Source organism: Beijerinckia mobilis (assembly GCF_000745425.1).
In the GTDB taxonomy this organism is placed as follows: Bacteria; Pseudomonadota; Alphaproteobacteria; order Rhizobiales; family Beijerinckiaceae; genus Beijerinckia; species Beijerinckia mobilis.
The window spans coordinates 1-17,483 of sequence record NZ_JQJH01000036.1; the positions used below are offsets into that span (position 1 = coordinate 1).

The 17,483-nt window shown below is 56.4% G+C and carries 12 protein-coding genes; 5 read left to right on the forward strand and 7 right to left on the reverse strand.

Annotated elements, in window-relative coordinates:
• Nucleotides 1-112 precede the first annotated feature (112 nt).
• Entirely contained in the window at nt 113-1,639 is a 1,527-nt protein-coding gene (istA, locus tag DL88_RS17480; RefSeq protein WP_034997871.1) for an IS21 family transposase, read from the forward strand.
• Nucleotides 1,629-2,402 carry an IS21-like element helper ATPase IstB gene (gene istB, locus DL88_RS17485; RefSeq protein WP_034997875.1) on the forward strand — a complete coding sequence of 258 codons (774 nt, stop codon included), beginning with the start codon at nt 1,629-1,631 and terminating at the stop codon, nt 2,400-2,402. The genes istA and istB overlap by 11 nt, the downstream gene beginning before the upstream one ends.
• Before the next feature lie 204 nt (nt 2,403-2,606).
• Here istB and DL88_RS17490 read toward each other — a convergent pair whose 3' ends face one another.
• The 3 genes from DL88_RS17490 to DL88_RS17495 all read right to left on the reverse strand — a co-directional run bounded on the left by DL88_RS17490 (nt 2,607) and on the right by DL88_RS17495 (nt 5,040).
• Nucleotides 2,607-3,533, reverse strand: coding sequence for a hypothetical protein (locus DL88_RS17490; RefSeq protein WP_051956138.1), 927 nt, complete (start codon nt 3,531-3,533; stop codon nt 2,607-2,609).
• 247 nt (nt 3,534-3,780) lie between these two features.
• The gene (locus tag DL88_RS20900; protein ID WP_245270947.1) at nt 3,781-4,296 is read right to left on the reverse strand and encodes a hypothetical protein; all 516 of its coding nucleotides are present in this window, start codon (nt 4,294-4,296) and stop codon (nt 3,781-3,783) included.
• Nucleotides 4,297-4,332: 36 nt separating this feature from the next.
• Nucleotides 4,333-5,040: an NlpC/P60 family protein gene (locus DL88_RS17495; protein WP_034999124.1), complete on the reverse strand. Its 708-nt coding sequence runs from the start codon at nt 5,038-5,040 to the stop codon at nt 4,333-4,335.
• 1,323 nt (nt 5,041-6,363) lie between these two features.
• On the opposite strand from DL88_RS17495, the gene DL88_RS17505 reads away from it, so the two are divergent.
• Nucleotides 6,364-7,779, forward strand: coding sequence for an ISKra4 family transposase (locus DL88_RS17505; protein WP_169741602.1), 1,416 nt, complete (start codon nt 6,364-6,366; stop codon nt 7,777-7,779).
• A 164-nt stretch (nt 7,780-7,943) separates the two neighbouring features.
• Nucleotides 7,944-9,119, forward strand: a complete 1,176-nt coding sequence (locus tag DL88_RS17510; RefSeq protein ID WP_051956139.1) for a tyrosine-type recombinase/integrase — start codon at nt 7,944-7,946, stop codon at nt 9,117-9,119.
• Between the two features lie 86 nt (nt 9,120-9,205).
• Here the strand turns inward: DL88_RS17510 and DL88_RS17515 are convergent, their stop codons facing one another.
• Nucleotides 9,206-9,715 (reverse strand): hypothetical protein, encoded by a 510-nt coding sequence (locus tag DL88_RS17515; protein ID WP_034999134.1) that lies wholly within the window; start codon nt 9,713-9,715, stop codon nt 9,206-9,208.
• 87 nt (nt 9,716-9,802) lie between these two features.
• Between DL88_RS17515 and DL88_RS19620 the strand changes: the two genes are divergently transcribed.
• Complete coding sequence (locus DL88_RS19620; protein ID WP_156971181.1) at nt 9,803-13,723, forward strand: DNA methyltransferase; 3,921 nt, start codon at nt 9,803-9,805, stop codon at nt 13,721-13,723.
• Here DL88_RS19620 and DL88_RS17525 read toward each other — a convergent pair.
• From DL88_RS17525 to DL88_RS17535, 3 genes are all read right to left on the reverse strand, one after another.
• Nucleotides 13,689-15,299 carry a DUF2357 domain-containing protein gene (locus tag DL88_RS17525; protein ID WP_034999137.1) on the reverse strand — a complete coding sequence of 537 codons (1,611 nt, stop codon included), beginning with the start codon at nt 15,297-15,299 and terminating at the stop codon, nt 13,689-13,691. The two genes, DL88_RS19620 and DL88_RS17525, sit on opposite strands and share 35 nt — an antisense overlap.
• Nucleotides 15,296-17,116 carry a DUF8727 domain-containing protein gene (locus DL88_RS17530; protein WP_156971182.1) on the reverse strand — a complete coding sequence of 607 codons (1,821 nt, stop codon included), beginning with the start codon at nt 17,114-17,116 and terminating at the stop codon, nt 15,296-15,298. Before DL88_RS17530 ends, DL88_RS17525 begins: the two co-directional genes overlap by 4 nt.
• A 49-nt stretch (nt 17,117-17,165) precedes the next feature.
• The coding region (locus DL88_RS17535; RefSeq protein WP_034999142.1) for an IS5 family transposase at nt 17,166-17,483 on the reverse strand (318 nt) is incomplete at its 5' end.

Genomic DNA, 17,483 nt, shown 5'->3' on the forward strand with positions numbered 1-17,483 from the left:
TGTTGAATTCCACTGAGAACTGACCCAGGGAAGCCGAAAATTTCCACCGAGATTTGACCCATGTTTTGACCTCACCCTTGCTGTTTTCAGCGGGGGCAACGGAGTGATCGACATGGCGTTATTGAGCGTCATCCGGCGCTGGCATTTCCGAGAGGGAATGCCGATCCGAGAGATAGAGCGCCGCACAGGCTTGTCGCGCAACACGATCCGCAAATATCTACGTGCGGATACGGTGGAACCGAAGTTCAAGGTTCCTGATCGGCCGAGCAAACTGGATCCTTTTACCGAGAAGTTGTCAGGCTGGCTGAGGATCGAAGCTGGCAAGTCGCGTAAACAAAAGCGAACTGCCAAACAGTTGCACGCCGATCTGATCTCATTGGGTTATCCCGGTTCTTACGGCCGCGTGGCTGCCTTTGTAAGGCAGTGGAAGGCGGACCGTCAGCGCGATGAGCAGACCACAGGCCGCGGCACGTTCGTGCCTTTGGTCTTTTCGCCAGGAGAAGCCTTCCAGTTCGATTGGAGTGAGGATTGGGCCTTGCTCGCCGGCGAGCGTACGAAGTTGCAGGTGGCGCATACCAAGCTTTCACACAGCCGCGCGTTCATCGTGCGCGCTTATCCGCTTCAGACCCATGAGATGCTGTTCGATGCGCTGGCCCAGGCGTTCCGTGTCTTGGGTGGCGTGCCCAAACGCGGAATCTTCGACAATATGCGAACTGCGGTCGATAGGATCGGTTTAGGCAAGGCCCGGCAGGTCAATGCCCGCTTTGCAGCGATGGCCAGCCATTATCTGTTTGATCCCGAGTTCTGCAATCCAGCCTCGGGATGGGAAAAGGGACAAGTCGAGAAGAATGTTCAGGACACAAGGCGCCAGCTCTGGCAGCCGGTCCCCAGCTTCCCTGATCTTGCCGCCCTGAACGTCTGGCTTGAGGAACAGTGCATCGAGCGCTGGGGCCAGATCCAGCATGGTATGCTGCCAGGGACGATCGCCGATGTACATGCCGGGGAAATCGCTAGCCTGATGGCACTGGGGCGCCCCTTCGATGGCTTTGTCGAGCAGACCAAGCGCGTGTCACCGACGTGTCTCGTCCACTTCGAGCGCAATCGCTATAGCGTGCCGGCATCCTTTGCCAACCGGCCAGTCAGCCTGCGGATCTATCCGGAGCGGATCGTTATCGCTGCCGAGGGGCAGATCCTTTGCGAACATGCGCGGATCATCGAACGGTCCCATAATCTACCGGGACGAACCGTCTATGACTGGCGGCACTATCTGACGGTCATCCAACGCAAGCCTGGCGCCTTACGCAATGGCGCGCCCTTCACGGAGATGCCCGATGCATTCCGGCAACTTCAGAGCCACCTCCTCAAGCGGGACGGCGGCGACCGGGAGATGGTTGAGATCCTGGCGCTGGTCCTGCAACACGATGAGCTGGCCGTGCTCTGCGCAGTCGAATTGGCGCTGGAGGCAGGCGTTCCTACCAAGACCCATATCCTCAATCTTTTGCACCGGCTCGTCGACGGCAAGATGGAGAGATCCGCCAGCATTGATGCTCCCCAAAAGCTGATTTTACGCATCGAGCCCAAGGCCAATGTCGAACGCTATGATGCTCTGCGCGGCAAGGAGAGACGTCATGCGCCATGATCCAGCCAGTGCCGCCGTCGTTGTGATGCTGCGCGGCCTCAAGATGTACGGCATGGCCCAGGCCGTCAGCGATCTCAACGAACAAGGTGCACCTGCCTTCGAAACGGCTGTGCCTACCCTCTCCCAGTTGCTCAAAGCTGAGGTCAGCGAACGAGAGGTTCGCTCCATTGCCTATCAGATCAAGGCAGCCCGGTTCCCGGCTTACAAGGATTTGTCCGGGTTCGATTTTGCTGCCAGCGAGGTCAATGAAGCCATGGTCCGTCAGCTTCATCGTGGTGCATTTATCGATGATGCCGACAATGTCGTCTTGATCGGCGGCCCCGGCACAGGCAAGTCGCACATCGCCACGGCCCTTGGCGTCCAGGCCGTCGAACATCATCGTAAAAAGGTCAGGTTCTTCGCCACAGTCGATCTGGTCAACGCTCTCGAGCAGGAAAAGGCCTTGAACAAGGCCGGTCAACTCGCCGAGCGGCTTTTGCGGCTCGATCTGATTATCCTCGACGAATTGGGATATCTGCCGTTCAGTCCGTCAGGCGGTGCGCTTTTGTTCCATCTGCTCAGCAAGCTCTACGAGCACACGAGTATCATCATCACCACGAACCTGAGCTTCAGCGAGTGGGCTGGTGTGTTCGGCGATGCCAAGATGACGACTGCCTTGCTCGATCGGCTCACTCATCACTGCCATATTTTGGAAACCGGTAACGACAGCTTCCGGTTCAAAGCAAGCGTAACTCAGGAAAAATCAAAGAAGCAGAAAACATGACTTGACCAGCCAAACGCAAGCACAGGATAGTTTCAATCCGGGTCACTTCTCGATGAAAATCCCGGGTCAGTTCTCAACAAAAATCAACAAAAGGGCTCGCTCACCCTGTCCATGCCAGAGCCTGCGCCGGATCCGTTCCGCTTCGGCCGCCAGGGACGAGACGTCGAGCACTTGTCCCAGGCGATGGCCCTGAAGCCCTATGATCTATTGCTCGATGTGGCGGACGCGGATGGAGAGATGCCACCAATCGAGGATTGGGGTGATCGGCTCCTGGGTGGCCGCCTTGACCAAGAGCGGCAAGGTCACCTCGCCATCGCTGATGACGGTGACCGACGTGCCGGGTGTCCAGCCTTGTTCCTGAAGCGCCGCACGGAGCAGGGAGGACGGCCCATCAGCCCCCTTCATGGCAAAGCCGAACCGACGCGGCGTCCCGCCTTCCGTCTCCACTTTGCCGACCATCACGTCGAGGGTTCGGCTTTGATGCCCGGGAACCGCGCGGATATGCGCTCCATCCAGGAAGACAGTAATCGGCTTGCCAGGCTGCCTCACGTCGTCATTGGCAGTTTCACGAGACATCCCGACCGCTTTGTGATCGTTCTCCGCAAGGGCCGAGCCGACGTGCGCCAGCCGGTTGCGGATCGTCGTGTGATTGGCTGGGGAGGCAGGCAGAAGCGATGACAGAACCTTTGCCGCTTCCCGGAAGGTCAGCCGGGCACCCAATTCCGCCTGGATCCTTTCAAGCTCGGGCGTGCAGCGGTTGGGCAGAAAATCATCGGCGACGGAAAAGGCGATGGTGCAAAAGCCGTTCGGATTGCAGCAGCGGCAAAGTTTGAGCCTTGGTACCCTCACTTCCACCGTGCCGAAGAGGGTCTGGATCTTGCGCTGGCGCCAATCCTTGACCGGGCGAAGGGCATAGCAAGCCGTACAGAGCTGGCTGGCGGCATTGAATTCCAGCATCTGGCTTTCAACCATGGTGGCCTGCAGCTGGTGCAAAATGTCCTTGCTTTCCTGGAGGGCGAGTCCGAAATCCTCGATCGTTGCTGTCAAGAACGACCGTTCCAATTGCCCGACCTCGTATTCGATCACCTCACCCCAGCCGGTCGTCGCCTCCAGCTTGATCCGCCACTGCATGACTTCTTCCTCCCCCTCGGAAGAGCCAATCTTCCCTCAACAATGCTGTTGCCCCAACTCTTTTCCAGTCCCGGACAGTCCTCATCGGACGCGCATCATGCATCGAATTCGAGTCTGTTGGCAGTTCCGTTCCGGCGGTAGCCTCTACTTAGGAAAGCTGGCGCACCGTGAACTGACCCTAAGATAAGCATGGACGGGTGCGGCCGCTGGATGCGATATTCTCTTATTTTGCGCCATATGACCGATTTCATCCTGCCTGATCGCCTACATATCTTGAATGAACCCATCCTGATCGACAGGGGCCTGTATAAGGTGACTTGATTAACCAAGGGGTTGAAACGCCGCAATCCTGCTGATCTCCTGGTTGGTAAACAACCGCGAACCATTGTTCCACGCGATCACATATCCATAGGATTTGGCCATTAGGAATACGATCAATCTCATCAAAGCGCGCCTTATCCGGGCCATTGCGAACTGACAAATATCCGTCCCGATTTTGATCCAGGCCGATCACTTTTCCTGTGCTCGGACATGCATCGAAAGTAGAATCGCCTCCAATAACGATAGGCATATACGAATGGATATAATTTCTGGCTAAGAGTGTGTTTTGGGAATTATTGATACTCAAAGCCAGAACAATCCCGAATCTTAATGCTAACAATTTCATATGATTGACCATGAAGAAGTGAATGATTTTATGAAGCTGAGCCTTATTCCTCACTTCAGTCATCATAAAAGAAATGATTAAGGAGAAATTTCTCAAGCTGATATCAAGTGACGTTCATCGAAACATCAGATATTAAGCCTCACTGTGAGACAGTGAATGTTCTTTTGCTGCATTTTCATCATGAACGATCTGGCCTGTAAGGCTGCTGGCAGTCTGCGGCCAACGTGAAGCAACAAGGCGGTTTTTCGCCAAACGCGCCATGTTGACGCTATCACTTTGATTGCCTCCTAGAATATGAAAAGCTTGCTCATCCTCTGACATGTAGAAACCGACATGCCCGAGCCCGCTATCTCTCGAATTGCGCCAGAAAACCATGATAGCACCGGTCATGGGGGAACAGGACTCCCCAAACTTCGACCAGTTTCTAGCCCCTAACGGGTTCGAAGGCAGTGATTCATTTGGTAATGTCGAGCCGATACAATGTGCGACAAACAAACCACACCAAGGAATATCGTCACTATTATAATCAAGATTGAGATTCTTCGCCCATTGAATAATAGTTTTATTAGACCCGTTTCCTGAAACCTCCCTTGTCCCTATAAGACTTTTAGCTTCCTCGAGCCATATGATGGGTCCGGTAGCACCATCAATTGGTTCAACTTGTTTGAAGAGAGCTTTAAGTGTTATTGGGCCGGCGATCCCATCTACTGTAAGATCATGGGCTTTCTGAAATAACTTTACTGCGGCGGCTGTACGGCGACCCCAAATTCCATCTATTTCTCCAGGATTGAATCCTTGTTGCTGCAGAGCGGATTGAATGGCTGAAATACTTACATTCATTGCTTCCTCCCCATATATAACTTAAGGTAATAGCTTACAAAGCAAAGCTTCAGTACGAAGATCCACATAAAACTTTATTAAAAAATGATGTTGCTGGCGGTGAGCTAAGCGATCCGTAAATTCTCTCAAAGCTTTATAAAGTAAGAATATTATATTTGTATCATCAGTAAATGATAGGTTGAAATGCGGATCTTGTACATTGCTGAAGATATTTCAGAACGAAATCATCCAGTCTACACCGTTCCATTACTTTTCGAAGCAGTTCTATCGTGCCAGCCACGACAGTGATTGGAAACAGACAGGCTTGAGAAGCCCATTTCAGCGCGTCACACTTATCTCGGTGCTCGGCAATCAAACCGCCTTGAAACACAAACGTGGAAATCGTGCTATTTTCAACAGACCGCTCACCAATGCCTGCGCCCTGTTGAATTGTTCACCGTGAAAGAATCGAATTTGACGTAGATCTTGTGTGCACAAATGAAGCGCCACGCCTCAAGAATTGAGCCACGCTCTGTCAGATGAAAGGCACTATCCTCGAAAGTGGCGCCATCTGTTATAGCAAGCATCCACGTCCTCTGGCTTTTGATCGCGCAGAGAAGCATAGAGTCTGGTGATCACTTCGGTGTTGAGATGGGCAGAGCCACTGCTCCCTGGGCGGTCGCGCTCCAAGTGTTCCTACCTTTTGTTTATTCATTAAAATTACATTTAACAACATAACTGAAGACGTCAAAAGAGACAATCAGGAATCGTCTACTCCATTTGATAGTCGATTGTGGGCAATCTTGATCAGCCTGTCTCTATTTTATGGAATGCGATGGGTTGATACCCCAGATGGGGAAGAAAAGTCATCTCCGGCAAAGATTGAGGTAATATGCGACGTGTCGCTTATTTACAAAGGTTTATGAAATTGAGTTTGTGTCTTTGATTGACAGAGAAGGTCGCCTGTAACCTTCAATACCTTGAGCGGAATCATTGCAAACACTATTGAGGATGAATGTAAACGTACCGGAGGTTTCGATACCCTATAATCCCTGATGGTTCGTGATCAATTCAGAGAGGGGGATACCGGAAATTTCATTGCGCTTTTACGGAACTTCTCTCTTGGGTCAGGTTTGTTGACTACAATCACAGATCGCATCATGTCGATATACGCGTCTTGCGGACTTTTTTACAGATCGTTCCATGTCGTTACCTCACAGGCCTTCTTTTTCCTCCACAAGGTCCTGGACTTCTCCGCTCGTGTCGTCGCGAGACCGACAAAAACCTGGGGGTCGCTAAGGGAAACTCCGCTATTTTGGAGAGATGATTATCGCGGAGTTTCCGATGCAATGGATCTTGAAGCTTGAGCGCATAGACGAGACAGGGGTTCTCCAGTCTAGAACCATTGGCCATATCGAGCGTCCGGAATTGGCCTCCGAAGCCGACCTCGGCCTCACGCATGAGGGAGGCAAATATCTGATCCGTCAAATCCAGGCAGAAGTCACCTGCGATCAAGTGCAGGCTTTCATCGCCAAGGCACGGATTTGCAGCAGTTGCGATCGTGCGCGACCCATCAAAGATCATCGGCGCCGCAAAATCGATACGATTTTTGGTCACTTGCGCCTGCATGCTCCCCGCTATGAAGACTGCCGTTGTGGGGCTTCCAATGCCGCCTCTCCGGTTGGGGCTCTTTTCCCTCATCGCTCAACGCCGGAATTACGGTATCTGCAAGCCAAGCTGGGCAGCGTCTATTCCTATCGGCAAGCGGCGACGATCCTCAACGAATTCCTGCCGGATATTGGCTCGTTCAATCCTGCGACCACCCGCAATCGCGTCATGGCAGTCGGAAAGGTGATTGAAGAGGAAATACAAGCAGAAATCGCCACCAGGCCGCTTGCCGAAAAGCCTGTTGAGCAGATGACTGTCGGGATCGATGGCGCTTTTGTCCGGGCGGCAAGCTCGAAAAATCAACGCCGACATTTTGAAATCGTCCTTGGCAAGATCGAACCGCTTGAACAATCGTCCAAAGTCTTTGCCGCGGTTCGCGATCTTGACGCTCATGCACGCGAACGGGTGCGTTCAGCCCTTCGTACAGCGGGACGCGGACCAACCACAAGGCTGACTGTTCTGTCTGACGGGGAGGATGCCATGCGGCTGATGGCTGGCCAATGGCTGAACGGTCAGGTCGAACATCGGCTCGACTGGTTTCACCTGCGGCGGAGAATGGAATGGCTCGGCAGAAGCCTTTCCTGGACGATCGATTATGCCGATCCCGATAGCCAGACCCTGCAAGCCACTTACCAACGCTCTTTGCACAGTGTCAGGCGGAACCTCTGGCACCACGGCCGATCCCGTCATGGCCGATGGCTGATCGCCCTGTCTCATTTGGGTGCGCAAATCCTTTCCCATCACAATGCAACTCATGACGCGGGTGGTGATCCGGCACGGATCAGGGAGGCCTACAAACGGTTCCAGGATCTCGAGCGTTATACTCGCGGAAATATCAGATCATTGATGGATTATGGTCGTGCCTGGCATCACGGGGAGCCGATATCCACGGCCCATATCGAGTCCACCGTCAATCAGATCATCAATCACCGCATGTGCAAGAAACGCCAGATGCGGTGGTCTCGCTGGGGTGCTCAGATGATGCTACATGTTCGCACTGCCTATCTCAACGGCAACCTTGAGCGCGTATGTGGACTTTCACGACCCAACGCAATGATTTTGACAAACGCTGCGATGCTTAAAGCCATATGACCCCCCAGGTTTTTGTCGGTCTCAAAATCCGCCGAACCAGGATAAATCCGCTCGATCAAAATAATCGATAAATGATAAAAAACAAATATGCACAATCCGGTTATTGAGCGAAAACGACAGCTACAATCCGCTCGGAATTTTCCCTGATTGAATAGACGCCGCCCATGGCCGATGAAGATCCTGATCCCCTGCACGCTTGCCTGTCGCCGAAGGATCGCCGCGCCCTGGCGCTCGATTCTTTGCGCATCATCCTGCCGCCCGCCCGCCGCGAGCAGATGGCGGAGCTTCTCTCCGAGGACGAGATCGCCACCCTGAAGCATCTCGCGCGGGAAGGAACCCCCGACAATACGCTGCGGGCGCTCGCCTCCGATCTCGCCTATCTCGAGGCCTGGGCGCAGGCCGCGACGGGAACACCCCTGCCCTGGCCGGCGTCTGAGGCCCTGCTCCTGCGCTTTCTCGCCCACCACCTCTGGGATCCGGTCAAGCGGGCCGAGGATCCAGGCCACGGCATGCCGGAAGCCATCGCCACCGCCCTGCGCGCCCAGGACCTGTTGCGTAGTGCGGGGCCGCACAGCCCCGCCACGGTCGAGCGGCGCCTGGCCTCCTGGACCACCTTGCATCGCCGGCATGGCGTGATTGGTCCCTTCCAGGAGCCGAGATTCCGCGAGGCGCTGCGGCTCGCTGTTCGGGCGGCGAAACGGCCGCGCCACCGCAAGAGCACCAAGCCGGTCACGCGCGACATCCTGGACCTTTTGCTGGCGACCTGTTCCGGCGACAAGCTGGCCGATGTGCGCGATCGCGCCTTATTACACGTTGCCTTCGCCGCGGGCGGCCGCCTCCGCTCCGAAGTGGCGCGTCTCCGCGTCGAGGATCTCGTCGAGCGGCCGCCCGTGCCAGCCGATCCGGCGCATCCCAAAGGAGCGGTCTTGCCCTGTCTCGCCTGGCGGCTTGGCACAACCAAGAATACCACCCATGAGCAGGACGTCAGCGTCCTGATGATCGGCCAGCCGGTCGAGGCTTTACGGCTCTGGTGTGCGGCCGCGCAGATCGACGAGGGGCCGATCTTCCGGGCGATCGACCGCTTCGAACGCGTCGGCATGCGGCCGCTCTCCGGCAACAGCGTCAACGAGATCCTCAAGGCCCGCTGCCGCGCGGCCGGTCTCGATCCGAAGGATTTTTCTGCGCATGGGCTGCGCTCGGGCTATCTCACCGAGGCCGCGCGGCGCGGCATTCCGATCCAGGAGGCCATGCGCCAGTCCGGCCACAGTTCCATCCAGCAGGCTGCCGCCTATTACAACGAGGTCGAGATGGAAAAAGGGCAAGCGACACGGATGGGGTGAGTTCAATAGGTCGTGCTTCTCAAATCAGCTAAAATTAACCACTCAGCTTGTGGCTCGTTTAACTCTAAAAGGATTGAAAACTGTCATTATACGGCCAATCTGTTTCTGCCTAACCGTATCAATTCATCATAGGCAGTACAGACGGCGTCTGCTGCTGCATGAAGCTCTTCGACCGTCTTAGCAAAGCGCTCCGGTTGCTCCTTTTCCCAATTTCTCGGAATAGCATTATAACTGCGGGCATACGGTGTAGGACGGGTATTTTCTGCAAATGAATGCTGAAAGGTTTGCACCGCTCGCAAAAGTGTCTGGCGACGTACCTCTAATTCCTGGTCGATAAACTCATGCTCGGCACCCTTCGAATTTCGCATGAGACGGTCAAGGCCGTCCATTTCGTCTATGCCAAACGACCAATCGGCAAAATTTGCATTCCTTAAGAGACGCATCGTGTTGGTGTCCTCCATAAACTGAATAAGGTCGGCAAGTGTCTGGCGATCACTTTCCATTCCAATAGTCTTAGAAGGACTGCCGACAATACAATGGCTGTCTTCATTGATGGCCTGATAAAGCTTGCCTCGTGCCGCTTTTACTTCTGACATGGAATGTCCTTTATGCTACACTATTAAGTTTCCGGTCGGGCAGGCGTGTTTAGCCCTGGACAAGCGGCATTTAGGTGTTGACGACTCTTGTCAACACCATCATCGTTAACGGAAACCCTAGCTGATTGTTCGTCTATGAAATCTTGGTCTCAGCCTTCCGCCATTCGCGACCGTCGTGAGCAACTCGGGCTATCCCAGGTCGATCTTGCCAAGGTGCTCTCTGTTTCGAAATCGCTCCTTAGCCATATCGAAGCGGGTAACCGGCAGCCGACCGAGGAGCAAGTCCTGAAGCTCGCCGAGGCGCTTTGCATGCCGCCGGAATTGCTGCTGCTCGCGAGCGGCAGGCTGCCCGAGGATGTGCGCGAGGCGTTCACGTCAAATGCGGCCGAGGCCGTAGCGGCAGTACGTCAGCGCACGGAAGCGCAGGCTGTCAGTTACCCGCGTGCGCCTCAATCTGTTGCCCTTCCGAAACCGCCCGCGTCGTTCGCAAAGGCAAAGCTGCCCGAACGGATCGACGTTCAGAAGACATCGACCTCATACCGGGCGCACAGCTATCACACGAAGGTGCCTCCCGACGCGATCCAGCCCTTTATCCGGGCCTATACAAAGCCCGGAGATGTCGTTTTCGACCCCTTCTGTGGGTCCGGAATGACTGGCGTTGCGGCCCTCATGGAGGGGCGCAATGCCCTGCTGTCCGACCTGTCGCCTGCGGCCGTGCATATAGCAAGGAATTATACGACCCCGTGCGATCCCGACGCGTTCGCAGCTGCTTTTGAGCGCGTCTCCAAGATTGTCATGCCGACGATCGACTGGTTGTACCGCCCCGTCGGAAGCGATCGAATTGTTGAATATATGACCTGGAGCGACGTTTATCGTTGCCCACAATGTGGCGGCCGTCTTCTGTATTGGGATGCTGTTCAACGCGCCGGCGGAACTGTCGGTGATCGCGTGGCTTGCCCGCGATGCTTGTCTGTTTCTCGGAAAGGCAATCTCGAATGGATCGGCGAAGAGGCCGTCCAAAGCCATACCTCCGAAGGAAGCAATCGGATCGACTCCCACACGCCGACAAGGGAAGAGCGCGCCCTGATCGAACAGGCGGCTAAGGCGCCAATTCCCTATTGGACGCCGGACGTGGCGTTCAGTTCGGAACGCGAGATGTGGCGGGCCGGACATCGAGCGATGGGCATCGAGACCGCTTCCGACTTTTTCACACGTCGCAATCTGCATGCCCTTGCGGCCCTGCGCCACGCGATCATTGGCCAGCCAGAGGGGCGTGTTCGCGAAGCTCTCATGTTCGCATTTACGGCGGCAGTGAACCGTGCGTCGCGTCGCTATCAGTGGAATGCCAAGCGTCCCACCAATGTCATGACGGGGACACTGTATATCTCGTCTCTGCGCTACGAATGGAACGTCTGGAGTCTTTTCAAGAGGAAAGCCGCAGACGTCTTGCGGTACTATCGCAGCTTCAAGGCAACCGAAATGCGCGCTGAGGTCTTCCAGCGATCAGCCGCCGATCTCGACTGTCTTCCTGACCGATCTGTTGACTTCGTCTTTATGGACCCGCCGTTCGGAGCGAACATTTTCTATGCTGACTCCTCGCTTCTATGGGACGCCTGGCTCGGTCAGATGACCGACGAGTCGGCCGAAATTGTCGTCAACAAGAGCCGTTCGCCGGCGGACGGCGGGAAAACGATCGACGCGTACGGAAGCCTGATGGGTCGGGCTTTCGCGCATACGGCGCGGGTCTTGAAGTCTGGCGGGCGAGCTGTTCTCGCCTTTTCCAACTCCGACGACAAGGTGTGGGAGAGCATCCAGACGGCATTGAGCGACGCTGGCTTCGATACCGAAAGCGTCCACCTGCTGAACAAGGGGCAGCCGTCAATCAAAGGCGTGAAGGGTGTAACCGGGAAGGAGCATGTCACCACGCTGGACCTGATGATGTGTCTCCGCCATCGGTCGCGGACGACGCGAGCGGCGGCACCTGCATTGCCGATTGCCGGGATGGTCGATCAGATCATACGCGATGCTCTTGCAAGCGGCCTCAGTCGCAATGACGAAATCTATTCCTCTGTCGTTCAGGGCGCGCTGGCAGCAAATCAGTCCGTTTCGGGGATCACAATGCCCATGATCGCACAGCGCTGCGCGGAGTTAGGCGCTCGCGAACGTGACGGGATTTGGGTTCTTAAGGGGAAGCCGAAAAGCAAATCCAAAGGGCCGGCTGATTTTGTGTCGGGGTACCTTTCAACGCCCGAGTCTCTGCCTCGCAGCAGCGGGGGCCGGCCGGTCGATAAGCCGCTTTCATCATTGCGGATAGAAGGCGGTCGGGGCAGCGCGTTTTATCTCGCGCACAGCTATCATACCAAAGTGCCGCCCGAGGCGATCACGCCCTTCATTGAGCATTATACCCAGCCCGGCGATGTCGTGCTTGATCCGTTTTGTGGTTCTGGGATGACAGGTGTGGCGGCTGCGCTTTCAGGTCGGCGCACAATTCTAAACGATCTGTCCCCCGCCGCCGCCCACTTGGCCTGGAATCACACCCAACCATGTGACCCAGAGGCGCTTGCTGCCGGCTTCCAGGCGATCGAGGCGAAACTCGGTAAGGAGTTCCACTCTCTTTATCAGACCACGCATACTGACGGGAGCAAGGGCCTGATTCATTGGACACTTTGGAGCAGCAAACATTGCTGCCCTAAATGTCACAGCTATTTTCTGCTTTGGGAGGTTATGGACCGGGCCACCGGCCGGCTTGGAACCTCAATTGCCTGTCCGCGCTGCCACCAGGAACTAAAGCGGTCACAGCTGGAAAATCTCGGGTCCGTCCCTGCGTGGATCGACTATGAGACCGCTGACGGCAAGCGCGCCGAAAAGGTCGCCTCACCTGCGGACATCCGACGTGCGCTGTCACATGAACGAGCGACGATCGAGGCTTGGTTTCCGAAGAACGCCTGTGGCGACGACCGAGAGATGTATATACGTTGCGCGCTCCAATTGCGCGGCATTGAGACGGTCGCTGACTTTTACACGCCCAGAAACTTGCACGCGCTCGCGTTGCTCTGGCGCGAGATCATGGCCGTCCCTGACGACAGAGTTCGCCGTGCGCTCGCTTTTGCCTTTACCAATACCGCCTGGCATGGAACCCGAATGCGGCGTTTCAACGCTCGGGGAGGTCAGCGCCCGCTGACGGGAACTTTGTATATCCCGCAGTTGTCCTCGGAGGCTAACGTCCTTGAGGTCATGCGTAACAAGATCGATCAGTTGCAGCGATATTATCGGAGCTATCAGCCGCACGGAGCTGAGCCGCCGGCTGTGACCCTTGGTAGTGCTACAGAACTGACCGGCATTCCGGACGGATCGATCGATTACATTTTCACCGACCCGCCGTTCGGCTCCAACATATTCTATGCCGATTGCAATCTGATCTGGGAGTCCTGGCTCGGCCGGCTCACGGACAGCACCAGCGAGGCCGTTGTGAATCGCTCGCTGAGCCTGGAAAAAGGTGGAAAATCCCTGGAAGATTATGCAGCGCTCATCGAAGGCGCGATGCGCGAGATGTCCCGCGTTTTGAAGCCGGGCGGCTGGGCGACTGTTGTTTTTCACAATACTGACGCGGACGTCTGGCAAGCCATCCGCCAGGCGGCCGAGAAGGCCGGATTCGCCTTCCATGAGGCAGCATCGCTCGACCGGCGTCAACAAAGCCACAAGGGCTATAAAGGACGATCAGGAGCGGAAGACGTTGCGCATTTCGATGTCGTCTTCAATCTTCGCAAGCTCTCAGCCGCACTGCCGAAACGCAGCGCCGCCAGGGAAAAGCCGCTCGACCTCGGTAAGCTGGTCGCCACCGTTTTGAAAGACCCTGCGGTTGCCAAGCACGGTCTCCAGGGTGTTCATGCGGAGATCATGCGTCGGCTCGCATCGAGCGGCAGCCAGGATTTCGTCGATTACTCGGAGGTTCGGACTATTTTCGAGCGGATCGTCAATCCGACGAATCTGACAGACGCGGCCGAGTGAGCAGGACCCCGAGCAATTCGCGGAGATAATGTGCGGGATCAGAATCGGCGGGTCGCAAGGGAATGGCCCCCACGCCATCGTTTGCCACGACCTCGATCGGACTGCTGCGCTTACCCCCTGCTCTTTCGAAAAAGACGAACTCGGAGCCGGGATATACAACGAAGGCCGATTGCATGCCGGCGATGGCATCCCGATATGTGTGCATCTTGTATAAATCGGCGCGTTTGTAGGTCGTAGCCCCATCATCCGTGTCGCCGTCGGCAAACTCGATACGATCAAGACGATATTTGGCATCGAAGGCGTGCCGTTGGCCGTCGAACTCAACGACAACATCCGGGCGTAGCGGGGTCGAGTAGGCAGTGCCAGCGGAGCGCTTATAGCTCGGGTTGTAACGCACGGTCACAACCGAGCCGACTCCGGCCGAAAGACCTACGGCAAGGCTCTCGCCCAGATCGTCCCTTCGGATCGTCGGCTGTCCCCGAGGCTTCAAGCCGGTTACCTCGCACACAGCCTGCAGAACCTTGAGAAAGACCCAGTATTCATAGAGGGTGGCTATGTCGCGCCCTTCGAGCATTCGGTTGGTCTCTGCCGCCGATCGCGGCAAAGACACGTGACTGGTGAAATCGTTCCAGAATCCGAACACCTCGCGGTACCCGTCGGCCTTTGCAAGCGCCTGGCTGGGGGCCTGGAATCCTGACAGCCGGCCCGCCTCGACCAAATGAGGGGCGGCTGCTGCCTGCTCCAGAAGCGTCAGCATGTGGCGGCAGTCATCGCGGAGGCTTTGGTGCAGCTTGGGATGATCGACGAAACGATAAACCAGCGCCAGGGATTCACCCAGGACATGCTTCACGAAGCGGTTCTCCGGCGTATCGAAAGACAGCCGGCCGCGTGGTGCCGCAATCCCCGCAGGAAAATGCGGTTGAGGGGGAGTTCCGAAGGCGAGAGCCTGCGCAAGCGGGTTATTGGCGATCACTGTACCCGTCCCGACAGGCACCAAACGATCAATGCGGTTGAATATCGACTGAACGGCACGATGATCCAGCTTGCGCACTCGCTCGGGGGAGACGACAGGTCGCTCCGGTTCGAAACGCCGCGTGGGGCTGCGATCGATAGCCGCGAGCCAATCCTGAAGACGATCACCTACCCGGACGTCCAGCATCGCACGCCGAAGAAACTGGAGTTGATGATAGGGTACAGGCGAGCGCGTGGTATCGGCGGCAGTTGCTTCAAAGCTCACGGGTGCCCGCCAGCCGAAGACCAGGCTGGAAGCCAGTTCCGAGACCTCTTGAAGGACGCGCGAAACGCCGCCTTCGCCAATTTTGGTCGAAATCACCTCAATGGTCGCGCCGGCAAGCTCGGTGCGACCGACGAAATTCCGGAAGGCGATAACCCCGACCTCGCGTCCGATAAGATCGCCGCCTAACTCCGCCAGTCTCTGGGCAACGCGAGACGGGCAGCCGTCCGGAAATGCCAGCGCGTATTCAACGCGCTCGTCGAAGGAAACCGTCCCTCCCGCTTCGACGGAATGGAACGCCCCCTGGTCCTTTCTCGATCGATAGGCAAAGGCCGTGGTCATTTGAAGAACGACACAAAGCCGAAGTCGCGCAGCCCCCCCAGCATCTCAAGAGCCCTCTTGTATGACTTTGGCAGCTTTGCAGACGCATCGGCATCGAAGGTAACAAGCGCTGCATCGTCGCCGGCAGCCGCCAAGTCCCTCAGATAAATACAAAGCCGGGCAAGCGGTGTTTCCAGTTTAGCACGGTTCCCCGACAGTCGAGGTAGCACCTTCTGAAGAATTGCGGCATCGAGCGCCCGCAGCCACTCAGCATCGCCCTCATCGAGCGGCAACATGGCGTTGAAAAGAGCCATGAACAAGCCGATTTCGTTAGCCGCACGATATCCGAGATGCAGCCTTGCCTGTTCCAGAATTTTATTGATTGCCACGATATGCGCATGAGCGGCGGCCGGGAGTCGCGCATAGTCTTCTCGCGTCGCAAGCCGGAACGACGGCAGCTTGTCAGGCAGCCTATAATCTCCAGTCGTCACTGCACCAGCGCCTGTGCGCAGCCGTTCCAGATCGACTTCGTCGAACTCAAGAACCATTGCGCGATCGAGAACCTTCGGGCTGAAGCCGTAAGTGGTTTCATCGACATTCACGGTGCCCGTAACAATCAGATTTGTCGGCAGCGGCATTGTGGACGGCACATCGACCGTTTCCGTCGAGCCATCGGCTTTTTGTAGAACCGTTTGCAGCTTGGCACCTACGCGATGCAGGGGGACCGGCTGCTGAGAAATACTCCGATCCGGGCGGTAGCGGCGACTCTCGGTGCAGGCTAGCCAGTCAGAGAAATAGTGCTCAACCCGTGCCAGATTCATCTCATCCAAGAGCATGAAAAATCGGGGAGCGGCGGCCTTGTCGGTACTGGCGTCCAGCGATCCTTTCGCTCGCAGGATCAGATCGAGCGCCTGCGTCGATTCATACTGATTGGTGATCGGATTCACGAAGCCCAGGATTGACTGGTTGTCGATCCAGTCGGGACGGACGGCGACCAAAGCGAAGCGGTCAGGGTCGGGGGCGGACCGTGCCGGCGCAAACACAAAGCTGTCGCCAGTTTCTGGCGGCCCTGCACCTGCGGCCCCGGGCGTCATTTCGGCGCTGTAGAACTCTGCGACCAACTCGGCCAGCTTCGACTTGCCCGTCCCACTGACGCCGGCCAAGATCACAAGCGGCTTCGTCAGTGCCGCAGCCAGATAACGGGCGATCAGATCGGGTTCGAACGCGAATCCTTGAGAGCGGCAATAATCGACAACAGAGGTCATCTCCGGCGTGGGGGCAGTCGTTTGTGCTTCCGCAGCCGTCATAGTTCCCCGCAAAACCGCGTCGTGGTTCAAAAGATAAGCCGGCAGCATTGCCGGGCTCATGGTCACGATATCTGCCTGTCCAAAATTGGCGCTCTTGACCAGGTGATGAATGCCCTGATCATGGCCTGCCTGAATGTCTGACTCCTTGACTTGCACCGAGGGCGAACCGCCGCTGCCCGTCGTCTCTCTCTTCTTGGTCCAGAGTTCAAGCCATCTGCGATCATAGGCTACGATCGCGTCCCTGTCCCTCGAGTAGCCAATCAGGAGGTCAGTGGCCCCATCGTCGAAGGCCGTCGAAGCAGCTGGCCCATTGGTGATCTGAATTCGAAATTCGTCCGCCGCCCGCACCTCAGACCCGCCGCCGCCATGCGTGATGTCGAAAGCCCAAAGTCGAAAACGACGAGGCTGTCCATCCACCCACCATTCCACGCGGATAGGATTGGCCACGCCGCCCGGTACTTTCATACAGCGAAAGCCAGCAGACTCTATGCCTTTCAGGAGCGCCTTGTGATCTGCAAATGTTAGCGCCATTCTGTCCTGATCTTGAAGAACGAGTGATTTTATTTGCGAGATGCAGAAACTAGGTCCTGTTGACGAATGCGCGCATCCAGAGGCGAATAGCGGCGATATGAACGAAGCCAAGGTAGCTTTCGGCGGTTTTATCGTATCGGGTCGCGAGGCGGCGTGAGTTTTTGAGCTTGTTGAAGCACCGCTCGATGCGATTGCGCAGGGCGTAGATGTAATCGTCGACGGGGATTTGCGTTTTCCGGTTTTTCCGGGTCGGGATGATGGTGGCCGCGCCTTTTGTTTCCATTGTCTCGCGAATATGGTCGCTGTCATAGCCGCGATCGGCCAGAAGCACCTTCGGCTCCGGCCCTTCGGCTTCGATCAGCGGATC

Bases quoted from the DNA above. Each gene is read 5' to 3' on its own strand.
- istA (WP_034997871.1), top strand. From the start codon at position 113: ATGGCGTTATTGAGCGTCATCCGGCGCTGGCATTTCCGAGAGGGAATG.
- istB (WP_034997875.1), top strand. From the start codon at position 1,629: ATGCGCCATGATCCAGCCAGTGCCGCCGTCGTTGTGATGCTGCGCGGC.
- DL88_RS17490 (WP_051956138.1), bottom strand. From the start codon at position 3,533: ATGCAGTGGCGGATCAAGCTGGAGGCGACGACCGGCTGGGGTGAGGTG.
- DL88_RS17495 (WP_034999124.1), bottom strand. From the start codon at position 5,040: ATGAATGTAAGTATTTCAGCCATTCAATCCGCTCTGCAGCAACAAGGA.
- DL88_RS17505 (WP_169741602.1), top strand. From the start codon at position 6,364: ATGCAATGGATCTTGAAGCTTGAGCGCATAGACGAGACAGGGGTTCTC.
- DL88_RS17510 (WP_051956139.1), top strand. From the start codon at position 7,944: ATGGCCGATGAAGATCCTGATCCCCTGCACGCTTGCCTGTCGCCGAAG.
- DL88_RS17515 (WP_034999134.1), bottom strand. From the start codon at position 9,715: ATGTCAGAAGTAAAAGCGGCACGAGGCAAGCTTTATCAGGCCATCAAT.
- DL88_RS17525 (WP_034999137.1), bottom strand. From the start codon at position 15,299: ATGACCACGGCCTTTGCCTATCGATCGAGAAAGGACCAGGGGGCGTTC.
- DL88_RS17530 (WP_156971182.1), bottom strand. From the start codon at position 17,116: ATGGCGCTAACATTTGCAGATCACAAGGCGCTCCTGAAAGGCATAGAG.